17 protein-coding genes are annotated in these 15232 nt (G+C 67.5%); 14 read left to right on the plus strand and 3 right to left on the minus strand.

Annotation, left to right across the window (positions count from 1 at the left end; all coding sequences use genetic code 11):
- The first annotated feature begins 5 nt into the window (after positions 1-5).
- Genes EV649_RS32215 through EV649_RS32225 form a run of 3 tightly spaced genes read left to right on the plus strand, consistent with a single transcriptional unit; the run spans position 6 to position 2448 of the window.
- Positions 6-860: an ABC transporter substrate-binding protein gene (locus EV649_RS32215; protein ID WP_130387426.1), complete on the plus strand. Its 855-nt coding sequence runs from the start codon at positions 6-8 to the stop codon at positions 858-860.
- Complete coding sequence (locus EV649_RS32220; protein ID WP_130387427.1) at positions 857-1708, plus strand: amino acid ABC transporter permease; 852 nt, start codon at positions 857-859, stop codon at positions 1706-1708. The genes EV649_RS32215 and EV649_RS32220 overlap by 4 nt, the downstream gene beginning before the upstream one ends.
- Positions 1705-2448: an amino acid ABC transporter ATP-binding protein gene (locus EV649_RS32225; RefSeq protein ID WP_130387428.1), complete on the plus strand. Its 744-nt coding sequence runs from the start codon at positions 1705-1707 to the stop codon at positions 2446-2448. Before EV649_RS32220 ends, EV649_RS32225 begins: the two co-directional genes overlap by 4 nt.
- Here the strand turns inward: EV649_RS32225 and EV649_RS32230 are convergent.
- Positions 2426-3073, minus strand: a complete 648-nt coding sequence (locus EV649_RS32230) for a response regulator transcription factor (RefSeq protein ID WP_130387429.1) — start codon at positions 3071-3073, stop codon at positions 2426-2428. The genes EV649_RS32225 and EV649_RS32230 overlap by 23 nt on opposite strands.
- Positions 3025-4323 carry a sensor histidine kinase gene (locus EV649_RS32235; RefSeq protein WP_130387430.1) on the minus strand — a complete coding sequence of 433 codons (1299 nt, stop codon included), beginning with the start codon at positions 4321-4323 and terminating at the stop codon, positions 3025-3027. Before EV649_RS32235 ends, EV649_RS32230 begins: the two co-directional genes overlap by 49 nt.
- A 269-nt stretch (positions 4324-4592) precedes the next feature.
- Here EV649_RS32235 and EV649_RS32240 point away from each other — a divergent pair, with 269 nt between their 5' ends.
- The 10 genes from EV649_RS32240 (at position 4593) to EV649_RS32285 (ending at position 13583) form a co-directional block, all read left to right on the plus strand.
- Positions 4593-5615 (plus strand): acyl-CoA desaturase, encoded by a 1023-nt coding sequence (locus EV649_RS32240; RefSeq protein WP_130387431.1) that lies wholly within the window; start codon positions 4593-4595, stop codon positions 5613-5615.
- 52 nt (positions 5616-5667) lie between these two features.
- Positions 5668-5961 carry a hypothetical protein gene (locus tag EV649_RS32245; protein ID WP_130387432.1) on the plus strand — a complete coding sequence of 98 codons (294 nt, stop codon included), beginning with the start codon at positions 5668-5670 and terminating at the stop codon, positions 5959-5961.
- 27 nt (positions 5962-5988) lie between these two features.
- The gene (locus tag EV649_RS32250) at positions 5989-6753 is read left to right on the plus strand and encodes an alpha/beta fold hydrolase (protein WP_130387433.1); all 765 of its coding nucleotides are present in this window, start codon (positions 5989-5991) and stop codon (positions 6751-6753) included.
- A gap of 95 nt (positions 6754-6848) precedes the next feature.
- Entirely contained in the window at positions 6849-7955 is a 1107-nt protein-coding gene (locus EV649_RS32255; RefSeq protein ID WP_130387434.1) for a DUF1343 domain-containing protein, read from the plus strand.
- Positions 7952-8917: a GNAT family N-acetyltransferase gene (locus EV649_RS32260; RefSeq protein ID WP_130387435.1), complete on the plus strand. Its 966-nt coding sequence runs from the start codon at positions 7952-7954 to the stop codon at positions 8915-8917. Before EV649_RS32255 ends, EV649_RS32260 begins: the two co-directional genes overlap by 4 nt.
- Position 8918: 1 nt before the next feature.
- A complete protein-coding gene (locus EV649_RS32265; RefSeq protein WP_130387436.1) occupies positions 8919-10202 on the plus strand; it encodes an extracellular solute-binding protein in 1284 nt (427 codons plus the stop codon).
- Positions 10199-11137, plus strand: coding sequence for a sugar ABC transporter permease (locus tag EV649_RS32270; RefSeq protein WP_130387437.1), 939 nt, complete (start codon positions 10199-10201; stop codon positions 11135-11137). The genes EV649_RS32265 and EV649_RS32270 overlap by 4 nt, the downstream gene beginning before the upstream one ends.
- Entirely contained in the window at positions 11134-12009 is an 876-nt protein-coding gene (locus tag EV649_RS32275; RefSeq protein WP_130387438.1) for a carbohydrate ABC transporter permease, read from the plus strand. Before EV649_RS32270 ends, EV649_RS32275 begins: the two co-directional genes overlap by 4 nt.
- Positions 12010-12019: 10 nt before the next feature.
- The gene (locus tag EV649_RS32280; RefSeq protein WP_130387439.1) at positions 12020-12766 is read left to right on the plus strand and encodes a PIG-L family deacetylase; all 747 of its coding nucleotides are present in this window, start codon (positions 12020-12022) and stop codon (positions 12764-12766) included.
- Between the two features lie 64 nt (positions 12767-12830).
- Positions 12831-13583, plus strand: a complete 753-nt coding sequence (locus tag EV649_RS32285; RefSeq protein WP_157996360.1) for a ChbG/HpnK family deacetylase — start codon at positions 12831-12833, stop codon at positions 13581-13583.
- Between the two features lies 1 nt (position 13584).
- On the opposite strand, the gene EV649_RS32290 is transcribed toward EV649_RS32285, so the two are convergent.
- Positions 13585-14319 (minus strand): AraC family transcriptional regulator, encoded by a 735-nt coding sequence (locus EV649_RS32290; RefSeq protein WP_198682810.1) that lies wholly within the window; start codon positions 14317-14319, stop codon positions 13585-13587.
- An 84-nt stretch (positions 14320-14403) separates the two neighbouring features.
- Here EV649_RS32290 and EV649_RS32295 point away from each other — a divergent pair, with 84 nt between their 5' ends.
- Positions 14404-15162: a phytanoyl-CoA dioxygenase family protein gene (locus tag EV649_RS32295; protein WP_130387442.1), complete on the plus strand. Its 759-nt coding sequence runs from the start codon at positions 14404-14406 to the stop codon at positions 15160-15162.
- Positions 15163-15232 lie beyond the last annotated feature (70 nt).

Consider the following 15232-nt stretch of genomic DNA (forward strand, 5'->3'; position numbering starts at 1 on the left):
TGCCCATGAGAACGCGTGCTGTGGTGGGGCTGGCGGTACTGGCGGTCGTGGGGCTGGGGGCGTGTGCGCCGGAGGAGAGCTCGTCCGGGTCCTCGACGCCGTCGGGGGCGGATGCCTGTGCGAAGGACAAGCTGGCGGTGAAGACGGCCGGCACGCTGACGGTCGGCACCGACAAACCGGCGTACGAACCGTGGTTCAGCGGCGACGACCCGAGCAACGGCAAGGGATACGAGTCGGCGGTCACCTACGCGGTGGCGAAGAAGCTCGGGTTCGAGCAGACCGCGGTGAAGTGGCAGACCGTGCAGTTCAACACCGCGTTCGCGCCCGGCCCGAAGGCGTTCGACCTGGACGTGAACCAGGTGTCGATCTCCGAGGACCGACGCAAGGCGGTCGACTTCTCCTCCGGCTACTACGACGTACGCCAGACCGTGATCACCACCGCGGGCAGCAAGATCGCGAACGCGAAGTCCGTCGCCGACCTCGCTGATGCGAAGCTCGGAGCCCAGGTCGGTACGACGAGCTATACCGCGCTGCGCGACCAGGTGAAGCCGAAGCAGAAGCCGGCCGTGTTCGACACCAACGACCTGGCCGTGCAGGCGCTGAAGAACAAGCAGATCGACGGCATCGTTGTCGACCTTCCGACCGCGTTCTACATGACCGCGGCGCAGCTCGACAACGGCAAGATCGTCGGGCAGTTGCCGGCCGGTGGGCAGGCGGAGCAGTTCGGGTTCGTGCTCGAGAAGAACTCGAAGCTGACCGGTTGCATCACGCAGGCGGTCGACGCGCTCAAGTCCGACGGCACCCTGGCGAACCTGCAGAAGCAGTACCTGACCGAGTCCGGCGCGCCCGAACTCTCGTGAGTACCTGGCAACCGTCGGCGCTGCAGCGCGAGCGGATCGCGTACCGGCGCAGGCGGGCGCGGCGGTCGACGGTGATCGCGGTGGTCAGCTCGGTGATCCTGCTCGCACTGGTTGTCGTGGGCATCGGTTCCACGCCGGGCTGGCCGCGGGTCCGGGCGACGTTCTTCGACGTCCACCGCGGCTGGGAGGCGTTGCCGGTCGTTGCCGAGGGCCTCTGGCTGAACGTGCGCGTGATGCTGGTCTGCGCGGTGCTGATCGTGGTGTTCGGGCTGACGCTGGCGATCATGCGGACGTTGCGGGGGCCGATCTTCTTCCCGCTGCGGGTATTCGCGGCCGCCTACACGGACGTGTTCCGCGGTCTGCCGTTGCTGCTGGTGATCTTCCTGCTCGGCTTCGGCGTACCGGCTCTGCAGTTGCGCGGCTTGCCGAACCAGGCGGTGATCTGGGGCGGCGCGGCCCTCGTCCTGACCTACTCGTCGTACGTCGCCGAGGTGTTCCGGGCCGGCATCGAGTCGGTGCATCCGTCGCAGCGGGCGGCGGCGCGGTCGCTCGGGCTGACCTACCGGCAGACGTTGCGCTTCGTCGTCCTTCCACAAGCCGTACGGCGAGTGCTGCCGCCGCTGCTGAACGACTTCGTGAGTCTCCAGAAGGATTCCGGGCTGATCGCGGTGCTCGGTGTCATCGATGCGATCCGGGCCGCGCAACTGGAGACGGCCGAGGACTTCAACTTCACGCCGTACGTCGTCGCCGGGCTGCTGTTCGTCGCGCTGACGATCCCGCTGACCCGGCTGACCGATTACGTCGCCCGACGACAGGGCTGGTACGGCGGGGGAGGCGGGCCGGTATGAGTTTGCTCAGTCTCCGCGGTGTGCGGAAGGCGTACGGCGAGAACGTCGTACTGGACGGAATGGACCTGGAGGTCGCGGCGGGGGAGTGCGTCGTACTGATCGGGGCCTCGGGGTCCGGGAAGTCGACGTTGCTGCGGTGCGTGAACCTGCTGGAGACGGTCGACGACGGCGTGATCGAGCTGGCCGGCGCGGACATCACGGATCCGCGGGTCGACGCGGACAAGGTGCGGTCCGGGATCGGGATCGTGTTCCAGGCGTACAACCTGTTCCCGCACCTGACCGTGCTGGACAACATCACGCTGGCGCCGATCCGCGTGCACCGGGTGCCGCGGGACACGGCACGGGCCCGGGCGCTGGAGATGCTGGAGCGCGTCGGCCTCGCGGACAAGGCGTCGGCCAAGCCGGACGAGCTGTCCGGCGGTCAGCAGCAGCGCGCCGCGATCGCTCGCGCGATGGTGAACTCGCCGCAGCTGATGCTGCTCGACGAGGTCACGTCGGCGCTCGACCCCGAACTCGTCGGCGAGGTCCTCGACCTGCTCCGCGAGCTGAAGTCCGAGGGGATGACGATGCTCGTCTGCACCCACGAAATGGCCTTCGCCCGCGAGGTCGCCGACCAGGTCTGCTTCCTGCACCACGGTCGGCCACTCGAGATCGGCCCACCCGCCCAGGTCCTGGACGCTCCCCGCGAGGCCCGCACCCAGGAGTTCCTGCGGCGGGTCAGCGGGACGACAGGTAGGTGAGGACTGCCATCACGCGACGGTTGTCGTCCTCGGACGGGGGCAGGTCGAGCTTCGAGAAGATGTTGTTCGTGTGCTTGCTGACGGCCTTCTCGGTGACGAACAAGGCTGCGGCGATCGCGGCGTTCGAGCGGCCTTCGGCCATCAGGCCGAGGACCTCGGACTCGCGCGGCGTGAGCCGGCTGATCGGTTCGTCGCGGGTGTTCCTGGCCAGCAGCTGACCGATCACGTCCGGGTCCATCGCGGTCCCGCCGGCGGCGACCCGGCGTACCGCGTCGAGGAAGTCCGCGACGTTCGACACCCGGTCCTTGAGCAGGTACCCGACACCGCCTCCGCCACCGGTCAGCAACTCCCGCGCGTAGAGCTGCTCGACGTACTGCGAGAGCACCAGGATCGGCAGCCCCGGGACCTGGCTGCGGGCCTCGATCGCGGCCCGCAGGCCCTCGTCGGTGAACGTCGGTGGCAGCCGTACGTCGACCACTGCGACGTCCGGGCGGTGCTCCACGAGCGCGGGCACCAGCCGGGGCCCGTTGTCGACCGCCTCGACGACCTCGAAGTCGTGCGCCTCCAGCAGGCGGATCAGGCCGTCCCGGAGGAGGGCGTGGTCTTCAGCGATGAGGACTCGCAAGGCAGCTCCATGATCACGGTGGTCGGCCCGGCGCTCGGGCTCACCACGGTCAACGTACCGTCGAAGGCGGCCAGCCGCCGCTCGATACCGTACAGACCGCCACCGGGCCTGATCACGGCACCTCCGACGCCGTCGTCGCCGACGATCATGTGCAGCTTCTCGTCCTCGTGGGTGATCTGGATCCAGGCGGTGGTCGCCGCCGAGTACTTCACCGCGTTCGCGAGGCATTCGGCCACCGCGAAGTACGCCGCTGACTCGACCGGCGCGGGCGGACGGCCCGGTACGTCGAAGGTGACGTCCACCTTGAACGGGACGGACATCGCGAGCGCCTTGACCGCGCCGTCCAGACCGCGGTCGGCGAGCACCGGCGGGTGGATTCCGCGGACCAGGTCACGCAGCTCGGACAGCGCCGTACTCGCGGATTCGCGGGCCTCGGTGAGCAGTGCAGCCGCCTGGGCCGGGTCGCGGGCCACCATCTCCTCGGCCATGCCGAGGTTCATGCTGAGCGCGGCGAGCCGGGCCTGGGCGCCGTCGTGCAGGTCGCGCTCGATCCGGCGTAGCTCGGCCGCCTGGGTGTCGACGGTCTCCGCCCGGGACTCGGCCAGCTCGCGGACCCGCATCGCCAGCTTGGCGCTCTCGGTCGGGCCGAGCAGCGAACGAGCCACGAACGCGTTCGCCTTCAGCAGCCGCTCACCGGCGGCCTGCCAGATCACGAACGCGATCAGCGCCACCGGCATCACCAGGAAGCTGGTCCAGAAGTTCACCGTGAACAGGCCGCCGAACGGCTCGGTGAACACACCCTCCGGGGTGACGCCGACGAGCAGCGGGTAGACCAGGTAGAAGAGCCCGGCCAGGAACAGTACGGCGCTCAAGAGGCACAGCGTGAACCCGATGACCGCGTTCACCAGCAACCAGACGATGTCCCGCCAGGTCTGCGGATCGGTCAGGATCGTCCGCAGGCGCATCAGCATGCCGGGCATCGGAGGCTTCTTGTACGGGCGCGGGATCCGCTCACCGAGGAAGCCGGCCAGCAGCGTGCGGTGGCAGTTGGCGAACCACCGCGCAGCCGGTACGACGACCAGCAGCATCGGGATCCCGACCCACACGGCGATCAGTGGGACGGACACCACGCTGAGCACGAACAGGGCGATGCCCAACTCGGCCAGGATCGCGAGGAACAGCGCGATCCACGGCTGCGCAAGCTTCGGGTAGCGCATCGGCGGCGCTTCAGTCGTGGCAACGGTGCTCATCCACGTCCTCGCTTCGCTCCGGGCGCGGATGAGACACGAGATGCGCTGTGCCTTCTGATGAACTCACTGCGTTCGTCCATGTCTCCATCATGACTCAGCGTTTCCTCAGGCGCGGTGGAGTTAACTCCCCTCCAGCCGGAGGGCTGTCACCCCCCGGTATTTGGGTAGTAACTCTCATGCTTTCGGAGGTTAGGGCGACGAGGCTTGATGCATTACGCTGGCCGCGGCTGTACGCCTAGGCCTTCCCCCGCTACCGAGACGAGGACCTGATGGCACAGCCTGTCGCGTCACCTGCTGCTACCCGCCGTTCCGAGTTTTCCCCGCTGTTACGGGAGATCAAGGCCGCCGGCCTGCTGGAACGCCGTACGGCGGCCTACGCGATGGCGATCGGTATCAACGTGGTTCTGCTCGGCCTGACCTGGGCGGCCGTCGCGGTGATCGGCAGCTCGTGGTGGGCATTGCTGCTGGCGCTGCCGATGGGGATCCTGACCACCCGCGCGGCGTTCTTCGGGCACGACGCCGGGCATCAGCAGATCGGCAGCTCGCGCAAGCTGCACGACTGGATCGGGATGCTGCACGCCAACCTCATGCTCGGCATGAGCTACGGCTGGTGGAACGACAAGCACAACCGGCACCACGCCAACCCGAACCACACCGACAAGGACCCGGACGTCGGCGAGGGCGTACTGGTCTGGACCCTTGAGCAGGCCTCCGGCCGCAAGGGCCTCGAAGGCTGGCTGACCCGCAACCAGGCGCGGATCTTCTTCCCGCTGCTCACCCTGGAGGGCTTCAACCTCAAGGTGTCGGGCATCCGCTTCCTGCTCGCCCGCCGGCGTACGGAGAAGACGGAGATCGGCCTGATGGCCGCGCACCTGGCGCTGTACTTCACCGCGCTGTTCCTGATCCTGTCGCCGGGCCAGGCGGTCGTCTTCGCGGTCGTCCACCACATGATCTTCGGGCTGCACCTCGGCAGCGTGTTCGCGCCGAACCACAAGGGCATGGAGATGCCCGACGACGACACCAACTGGGGCCACCTGGAGAAGCAGGTGCTCACCTCACGCAACGTGAACGGCGGTCTGGTCACCGACTGGATGATGGGCGGGCTGAACTACCAGATCGAGCACCACCTCTTCCCGAGCATGCCGCGCGCCAACCTCCGGTTCGCCCAGCCGATCGTGCGCAAGTACTGCGAGAGCATCGCAATGCCCTACGTTTCAACGAGTCTGATCGATTCGTACCGAATGGGGTTGCGCCACATGCACGACGTCGGCGAGGAACTCCGCGCGAGCTGAGCTCTGCCTCCTGCCGGAGTGACCTGGCTCATACGGATAGCCTGGAAGAGCTATGTCGCGCAGAAGGCCTTCCAAGTGGCAGCGGCCGGTCAATGACCGGCCGCTCCTTGGTGGTACCCAGAGCCGGGAGGCGAAGGCCGACGGTGAGTGGAACGTCCGGCGGGTGTCCGGCTCGGCGTCCGCGAAGTCGTACCGCTGCCCGGGCTGCGACCAGCAGATCCTGCCGGCCACCCCGCATGTCGTGGTGTGGCCGGAGAACCCCAGCCTGCTCGGTGCGATCGGTGGCAGCCAATCGCTGGACGAGCGGCGCCACTGGCACACGGCCTGCTGGCAGCGCAGTCGGTGAAGGTTGCTCGGTGAAAGGTTGTTGGGCATGAAGCTTTCGGTCACGGCGTACGGCGAGACTGGTACGCCGGTCGTGGTGATGCACGGGTTGTTCGGCTCGGGCCGGAACTGGATGACCGCCGCGCGCCGGCTCGCCGACCGGCACCGGGTGTTCGCGTTCGACCTGCGCAACCATGGGACCTCGCCGCATGTCGAGACGATGAGCTACCCGGAGATGGCCGACGACGTCCGCGAGACGATCGAGTCGCTCGGGGTCGGGCCGGTCGCGCTCGTCGGGCACTCGATGGGCGGCAAGACCGCGATGCTCACCGCGCTGCAGTACCCCGTGGTGGTCGAGCGGCTCGTCGTCGTGGACGCGGCGCCGGTCGCGTATCCGCCGGCGTTCGTCGAGTACGCCCGCGCGATGCGGAACGCCGACCTGTCCTCGATCACTCGTCGCGCGGAGGTCGACGCCCAGCTCGCCGACGCCGTACCGACGCCGGGGACGCGCGCCTTCCTGCTGCAGAACCTGATCCTCGACGCCGACGGCGCCCGGTGGCGGCCGAACCTTCCCGTGATCGAGGCCGCGCTGCCGGCGATCTCCGGCTGGCCCGCGGTCGAGGGGCGGCGGTACGACGGGCCGACGTTGTTCATCTACGGCGGTAAGTCCGACTATGTCCAGCAGGACCACCGCGCGACTATCGCGGCGTACTTTCCGCACGTTCGGTACGCCGAAGTTCCCGAAGCCGGCCACTGGGTGCACGCCGAGCGCCTCGACGACTTCCTGGCCGCGCTCACACCTTTTCTCGGTTAAAACGGCTGTAAGTAATCCATTGACCTCCACCTGAACATATCGGTAAGTTTTCAACCCAGTTCCTGCAGGATCCACGATCTGGGTTGGTGGTAGCGATGGTGGTCCGGACCGGCGCGCAGCGTCTGGCCGAGGACCCGGGGTTGGTGCCGGACGGGCGCCTGGGACTGATCACGAACTTCACCGGCGTGCTGCCGGACCTCACGCCGACCTCGGTCGCGTTGCGTGCGGCCGGGTTGCCGCTGACGGCGTTGTTCGGTCCCGAGCACGGCCTCCGCGGTACGGCGCAAGCGGGTGAGAGCGAAGGCGAAGGCGTCGACCCCGACACCGGGCTGCCGGTGTTCGACACCTACCGGCGTACGGTGGCCGAGCTCGACGACCTGTTCTCCGGTGTCGACGTGCTGCTGTTCGACATCCAGGACATCGGGACGCGGTTCTACACCTACGTCTGGACGATGTACGACTGCCAGCAGGCGGCTGCCCGCCTTGGTATGCCATTTGTGGTGCTGGACCGGCCGAACCCACTCGGCGGCGTACGGGTCGAGGGCCCGATGCTGCAGCCCGGGTTCGAGAGCTTCGTCGGACGGGCGCCGATCCCACTCCGGCACGGGCTGACGGTCGGCGAGCTCGCCCTTCAGTTGGGTGCGGCAACGGTCGTCGAGGCGGAGGGCTGGAGCCGTACGTCGACCGGGACCGGTCTGCCGTGGGTGCCGCCGTCGCCGAACATGCCGACACCGGAGACAGCTTTGGTATACCCCGGGACCGGCCTGTTCGAGGGCACGAACCTCAGTGAGGGCCGCGGTACGACGCGACCGTTCGAGACGATCGGGGCGCCGTACGTCGACGACCGGCTGGTGCCGGCGTTGCGCGCGTGTGGGCTGCCCGGGGTGATCTTCCGGCGGACGTGGTTCGAGCCGGTGTTCCACAAGTACGCGGGCCAGGCATTGTCCGGCGTACAGCTGCACGTCGTGGACCGCGATGCGTTCGAGCCGGTGCGGACCGCGTTGGTGATGCTGCGGGTGCTGAACGAGCTCTATCCCGACGACTTCGGTCTGCTGCCGTCGCTCGACAAGCTGTGGGGTTCGGACTCGCTGCGGAAAGCGCTGGAGGCCGGCGACGACCCGGTCGAGCTCTTGCCCGCGGCAACCACACCGGCCGAGTGGGTACGCGATGGCGTACTGCTCTACGAAGGGACTGCCCGATGATCCGTTCGTTCCAGGTCGGCGACGGGCCGGCGCTGGCTGCGGCCTGGACCGCCGCGGCGCCGGCCGACCCGATCAACTACCAGCGGTTCCGCGACCTGTTCCTGCTCGACCGCAACTTCGACGCGGCCGGTCTGCAGGTAGCTGTGATCAATGATCAGATCGTCGGGGCAGCGTACGCCGTCCGCCGGCTGATCGCTGTCGACGCCGACGACCTGGAGCCCGCCTCGGGCTGGATCCCGTTCTTCTTCGTGCATCCGGAGCATCGCGGTCGCGGCCTCGGGCGCGAGTTGTTGTCTGCGGCAATGGACTGGCTCCGGTCCCACGGACGGTCCGAGGTGTACTTCTCGTCGTACACGCCGAACTACTTCCTCCCTGGCCTCGATGCGGACCGGTATCCGGCCGCGGCCCGGCTGCTCGCCGGCCTCGGCTTCGAGCGCCGGTACGACGCGGTCGCGATGGACCGCAGCCTCGTCGGGTATGCCATTCCGGACGAGGTCCGCAAGCGGATCGACGCGCTGACGGCCGAGGGCTACAGCTTTGGTACACCATCCGGCGACGAGCTGACCGCGCTGATTGCGATCGCCGGCGCGGAGTTCAACCCGGACTGGGCACGCGCGATCCGCGAAGGCGCCGTGTCCGGTCTGCTACTCGACCGCATCGTGATGGCACGCGACCCCAGCGGAGCGATCCTCGGCTGGGCGATGCACGGGACATACGAGGCGGTGATCGACCGCTTCGGACCGTTCGGCGTCCTGCCGGCCTCCCGCGGCACCGGGCTCGGAAAGGTGCTGCTGCACCTGACACTCGAGCGGATGGTCGCCGCCGGCGCGCACAGCGCCTGGTTCCTGTGGACCGGCGAGAAGTCCGCCGCCGGGCAGCTGTACCTGAAGACAGGTTTCGACATCACCCGCACGTTCACCATCCTCCGGGCGCCCCTGCCCCCGGATGGCGGGAAGGAATGACATGAGGATTTCCAGAGGTCTGCGGCTTGCCGTTGCGCTAGGACTGTTCGCCACGGCCGCGGCCTGCGGCGGTGGCGGCGATGCGGGCGGCAGCGGTGACAAGGTCGAGCTGACGCTGCTGAGCCACTACAGCGACGGCCCGTCCAAGGAAGGGCTGGACAAGATGATCCAGCAGTGGAACAAGGAGAACCCGAAGGTCCAGGTGAAGGCGCAGGTGGTCAAGTTCGACGACCTGCTCACCACGATGACGGTCCGCCAGACCGGCGGCCGCGGCGCCGACATCGTCAGCGCGTACGGCCTGTGGGGCGGCCAGTTGATGAAGGCGAACGTCGTGGCCAAGGTGCCGGACGACATCGCGACGAAGATCAAGGCTGAGTACAGCCCGGCCGCGCTCGGCGCGGTCACCACCGGCGACACGCTGCTCGGCTACCCGACCGAGCTGAACACCTACGTGCTCTTCTACAACAAGAAGATCCTCGCCGCGGCCGGTGTCAGCAAGCCGCCGACCACCTGGGCCGAGCTCGCCGACGCGGCCAAGAAGACGGTCAAGCGCGATGCCAAGGGCAACATCCAGGTCGAGGGCCTGAGCCTGATCCAGGACGGCGACAACAAGTCCGTGCACCCGTTCCTGTCGCTGCTCGACGCCGCCGGCGGGAAGTTCCTCGGCTCGGACGGTACGGCGCAGTTCGACAACGCCCAGGGCAAGGCGGCCCTGAAGTTCGAGGCCGACCTCGCGGCCGCGAAGGCGACCAACCCCTCGATCATGCCGACCAAGCAGTTCCGCAGCGGCGGTGTCGCGATGGCGATCCAGGCCGGCTGGTGGATCGGCAGCCTGAAGACCCAGATGAAGGACAAGTACTCCTCCGACGTCGGCGTCACGGCGATCCCCGGCCCGACCGCGGGCAGCAAGGGCTCGCTGGCGTACGGGTTCTTCATGGGCGTGAACCAGCGCAGCAAGCACGGCGACGAGGCATGGAAGTTCCTCACGTGGATGAACGAGCACAAGGCCGCCGACGGGACTGTCACGGAGACCGGCAAGTGGCTGGCCGACCAGGGTCTCATCCCGCCGCGGACCGCTGACCAGGCGGCGTACAAGAAGACACTGTCCGACCCGAACATGGCGCCGATCTACGACGCGGCGACGTACGCGATGGCCGAACCGAACCAGCCGGGTGCGTACGAGGCGAAGACCGCGCTGCACAACGCGATCATGGGTGTGCTTGCCGACGGCAAGAATCCGGACGACGCGCTGTCGCAGGCCGCCAAGGCGGTCAAGCCGCAATGACGTCCGCGGTCGGCAGGGTCGGCACCTTGGCGGTGCCGGCCCGGCGGGTCGGCAAGCTGCAGCGCGAGGGACGGGCGGCGTACCTGTTCCTCGCGCCGGCGCTGGTGTTCTTCTGCGTGTTCCTGATCCTGCCGTTCATCTTCGCGATCGTGCTCGCGTTCTCGGACTGGGGCGGCTTCGATCTCGGGACCCTGAAGTGGGCCGGTACGGCGAACTTCGGCGACGTCCTGAGCTTCGACGGGACGTTCGTCAAGCCGATCCTGGTGAACACGTTGCTGTTCGCCTTCGGGTCGGTGTTCCTGGCGACGTTCGGGTCGGTGCTGGTTGCCTACTGCATCGATCGGCTGGCGTTCCAGGGGTTCTGGCGGGTGCTGTACTTCCTGCCCGTGGTCGCGACGGTCGTGGCCATCGGCAACGTGTGGAAGATGATGTACCAGCCGGCCGGGCTGATCAACGGCGTCCTGAACAAGCTCGGCGTGAACAGCATCGGGTTCCTGTCCGATGCGTCGTACGCGCTGCCGTCGGTGACCGTCGTACAGGCCTGGGCCTCGATCGGCGGCGCCGTCCTGATCCTGACGGCCGGGCTGAAGGCGATCCCGGAGATGTACTACGAGGCGGCCGAGGTGGACGGGGCGAACTCGTGGCACATGTTCTGGTCGATCACGTTGCCGTTGCTGCGGCCGGCCCTGCTGTTCGTGCTGATCACGCAGTTCATCGGCGGGTTGCAGTCGTTCGCGCTGATCATCGTGATGACGGGTGACGGCGGGCCGGTGAACGCGACCAACGTCGCGGCGTTCGAGATGTACCAGCGGGCGTTCAAGTACGGCGCGTGGGGTACGGCGAGCGCGATGGCGATGGTGCTGTTCGTGATCATCCTGGCGATCACCTTGCTGCAGCTGTGGATCGCCCGGCGGCGCGGAGAGGAGACCTCGTGAGGCGGCATGGCAAGTTCCCGTGGTTCGCGTACCTGGTCGTGATCCTCGGCGGCGTCGCGATGGTGATGCCGTTCCTCGACATGGTGATGAGCTCGTTCAAGGGCGCGGGCGAGTACGGCGTGATCCCGTACAAGCTGCTGCCGGAGTCGTTGAACCTGAACAACTATCGCGAGGCGTTCTCGCAGCTCGAGCTGCCGCGGTTGTTCCGCAACAGCGTGATCGTCACGGTCAGCGTGACGGTGTCGGTGCTGATCACGTCGGCGCTGGCCGGGTACGCGTTGGCCAAGCTGCGGTTCCGCGGGCGGGCGGTGATCTTCCGGTTCATTCTCGCGACGATGATGCTGCCGCCGTTCCTGCTGCTGATCCCGACATTCCTGATCATGCTGAACTGGCCGCTGGCCGGCGGCAACGACTTCCTCGGGCGCGGCGGCGACGGCGGGCTGACGACCAGCCTGCTCGCGCTGATCCTGCCGTTCACGGTGTCCGGTTTCGGGATCTTCCTGATGCGGCAGTTCATGATCTCGCTGCCGGACGAGATGCTCGAGGCGGCCAAGATCGACGGCGCGAACCAGTGGCAGATCTGGCGGCTGATCGTGCTGCCGCAGACCAAGCCGGTGGCGATCACGCTCGGGCTGATCACGTTCATCGGCACCTGGAACGAGTACATCTGGACGCTGCTGATCTCGTCGTCCGACCCGTCGTTGCAGACGCTGCCGGTCGGGATCCAGTTGCTGCAGAGCTTCCTCGATCCGGACCGCACCATGCCGATCGTGATGGCCGGCCTGGTGATCAGCACGCTGCCGGTGCTGGTCGTGTTCCTGGTGTTCCAGAAGTACTACGTGCGTGGCGTCGTACTCAGTGGCCTGAAGTGAGGAGACCGTTGTGACCAGATCAGTGCTCGCCATCGGGGCGCACATCGGCGACATGGACCTGACCGCCGGGCCGACGCTGGCCAAGCTCTTCCTGGAGGGCGCGTCGGCGACGATCGTCGCGCTGACGCCGGGGGAGCGCGGTCACCCGCGGCTGACGCCGACGGACTACAAGAAGCAGAAGATCGCAGAGGGTACGGCGTTCGCGGAGGCGATCGGCGCGGACTTCATGGTCCTCGACCACAGCGACGGTTTTCTCCCCGACACCGACGACGTGGCCCTGCAGCTCGCCCAGATCATCCGCGAGAAGCAGCCCGACACGATCATCACGCACTGGAAGCACTCGATCCACCGCGATCACGAACACACCGCCGTGCTGGCCGAGCGCGCCCGCTTCCTGGCCGGCCTGCCCATCGATCCCGCGGACGATTTCGCCGCCATCACGCCGTACGCCGCACTTGCTGAAAAGCTCGCCGCCCTGCCGCGGCACGGTGTGCGCTCGTTCCTGCACGCCGAGAACTGGGAGGACATGGAGGGCTTCACGCCTTCGCTGTACGTCCCGATCTCCGACGAGGCCTTCTACCGCTGGGTGTCCGCGATCCGCCACCAGGCCTTCGCCCGCGGCGAGACGTACGGGTTCCGGTACATCGACTACTACACCGCGCTGATGACTACCCGCGGCTGCCTGGCGTCGTACCCGCGGGCCTGCGCCTTCCACACCAATCAGTCCCCAGAGGTCACCAAACTCGCCGGACCATAGGAGATCTGTCGGCGTTTGGTCGTACGGTCGGTGGTGGCTCTGTCGGCGGATGGTAGGAGTGGGCGTGGCTCAGGTTCAGTTGGTTGTTCAGGGTGACGACTTCGGGATGTGTCATGCGGTCAACGTGGGGACGGTGCAGGCGTTTCGCGAGGGGATCGTGACGCAGGCGTCGACCATGGCGGCCTGTCCGTGGTTCACCGAGGCGGCGGCGCTTGCACGCGAGTTCGCGATCCCGGTGGGCGTGCATCAGACGCTGACGTGCGAGTGGGACTTCCTGCGGTGGCGCCCGTTGACGGACGGGGCGTCGTTGGTGGGGGAGGACGGCACGTTCCGGCGTACGGTCGAGGAATCCAAGGCTGCGGTCAGTCACGCGGACGCGGTACGGGAGTTGTCGGCGCAGGCGGCGAAGTTCGCGGCGGAAGGGCTGACGCTCGAGTATCTCGACGTACACATGGGTCAGGCTGCGCCGGCGGCGTACGACGAGGTCTCGGCGGCACTCGGGAAGCCGTTCATCTACGGGCCTGAGGAGTCGAAACGGTTCGCGTCGATCGAGACGCTCAGCGATCGGGATGCCGCGGACAAGAAGCCCTGGCTACTCGACTACCTCGACAAGCTGACCCCCGGCGTCCACCTCCTCGTCACCCATTGTGCCGCCGCACAACCAGAACTGGCCGCGATCCACCGCCCCGGCTCCTACACGTACCGCTGGGCCGAGGAATACCGCCTCACCGACCAGGCAATGGTCCTCGACCCCGAAATCCGCCAGGCCATCGAGTCCCACAACATCGAACTCACGACGGTCCAGGCTGCCTTCTGATTTACGCGCCGTTGATGCGCAGGGCGCCAGGTGGTGAACCGGTGGCGGCTTTGATGTGGCGGGTGAGGTGGCTGACTGAGTGGTAGCCGGTGAGGTCGGCGATGGCCTGGAGTGGGAGCGTCGAGTTGCGGATGTGGGCGAGCGCGTGGCGTAGGCGTACTGCCTGAAGGGCGGCCTGTGGGCTGGTGTTGCGGAGGCGGGTGAACGCGGCCCGGAGGCCCGACTGCGAGACGCCGAGGTCGGCTGCGACGTGCGCGATGCGGAGACCGGCCGCGAAGCGTTCCTCGAAGAGCTGTTCGGCTTGGGCGACGAGTTGTTCGGCGGGCGTTCTGGGCGGGGTGTCCGCGGCGCGGCGGAGGCGGAGGTCGAGTTCGGCGAGGAGGAGCGAGCGGAGGTCCTCGCTCTCGGTTTCACGGACCAGTGCATCGAAGACGCGGCGCAGGGTGTGGTCGGTGTCGTCGTAGCACAGGCGCGGCCACGGGTGGGTGGTTGCGGCGTCGACCTGGAGGAAGCGGTTCGCGTACCCGGTGCGGCTCTGCTCGGCGTGCCAGGTGTGCGGCGGGGTGAGGAGCACGGTTCCCGGAGTGGCGTCGTACGTCTCGTCGCCGACGGGGCAGGTGATCCGGCCGCGAACGTAGTACACGAGCTCCCATGACGTGTGCGCGTGTGACGGGTAGTCCTTGCCGGGCGCGGCGGTGTGTACGCCGGCGCCGAGCAGTCGTGGCGATTTGTGCATAAGCCCTGTCGCCTCCTGCATTGATTCCCAGGTACGTCGGAACGATGCTGGCATCGATTCGTGCATCTGTGAAGGAGCACTGCGATGGATATGGCTACCGCCTTACGCGATCTCGGCGTCACGGACGACGTACTCACGCAGGACGAGAAGGACCAGCTCGACCGCGACGGATTCCTTCCACTGAAGGGGATTCTCACGGCGGACGAGGTGGCCGCGATCAACGAACGACTGGCCGAACTGACCGCGGCCGAAGGGGATCGTGCCGGCCTCGAGGTGCATCAGGAGCGGGGTACGGACCGGTTGGCGGATCTGGTGAACAAGGATCCGAGGTTCGAGGTGTGCTTCAGTCACCCGCGCGTACTGGCCGCGATGCAGCACGTGCTCGGCGAGTTCAAACTCTCGTCCCTCAACAGCCGCGCGGCACTACCCGGTGAAGGGCACCAGGGCCTGCATGCGGACTTCGGACATCCCGTCCAACCGGGCGAGTACGAGGTCTGCAACTCGATCTGGCTCCTCGACGACTTCACCCCGTCGAACGGCGCCACCCGCGTAGTCCCCGGCTCGCACCGCCGCGGCACCATGCCCGGCGACGAGATGCCCAACCCGGGCGCCGACCACCCCGACCAAATCCAACTGACCGGCGAAGCCGGCACGGTCGTCATCTTCAACAGCCACCTCTGGCACGGCGGCACCCAGAACCACACCAACAACCCCCGCCGAGCCCTGCACTCCTACTTCGCCCGCCGCCACCAACCCCAACAACTCGACCAACAGACCTACATCCGCCTCAACACCTACAACCGCCTAACCCCCGCCCAACACTTCATCCTCGACGTCAGGTAGTACCAACGGCTTGGGGAGAGTTCCTGCCCGGATCGGGTAGGTAACTCTCCCCGAGTGGGTGAGTTCGTCG

Origin of the sequence: Kribbella sp. VKM Ac-2569 (genome assembly GCF_004216905.1) — a bacterium.
Taxonomy (GTDB): Bacteria; Actinomycetota; Actinomycetes; order Propionibacteriales; family Kribbellaceae; genus Kribbella.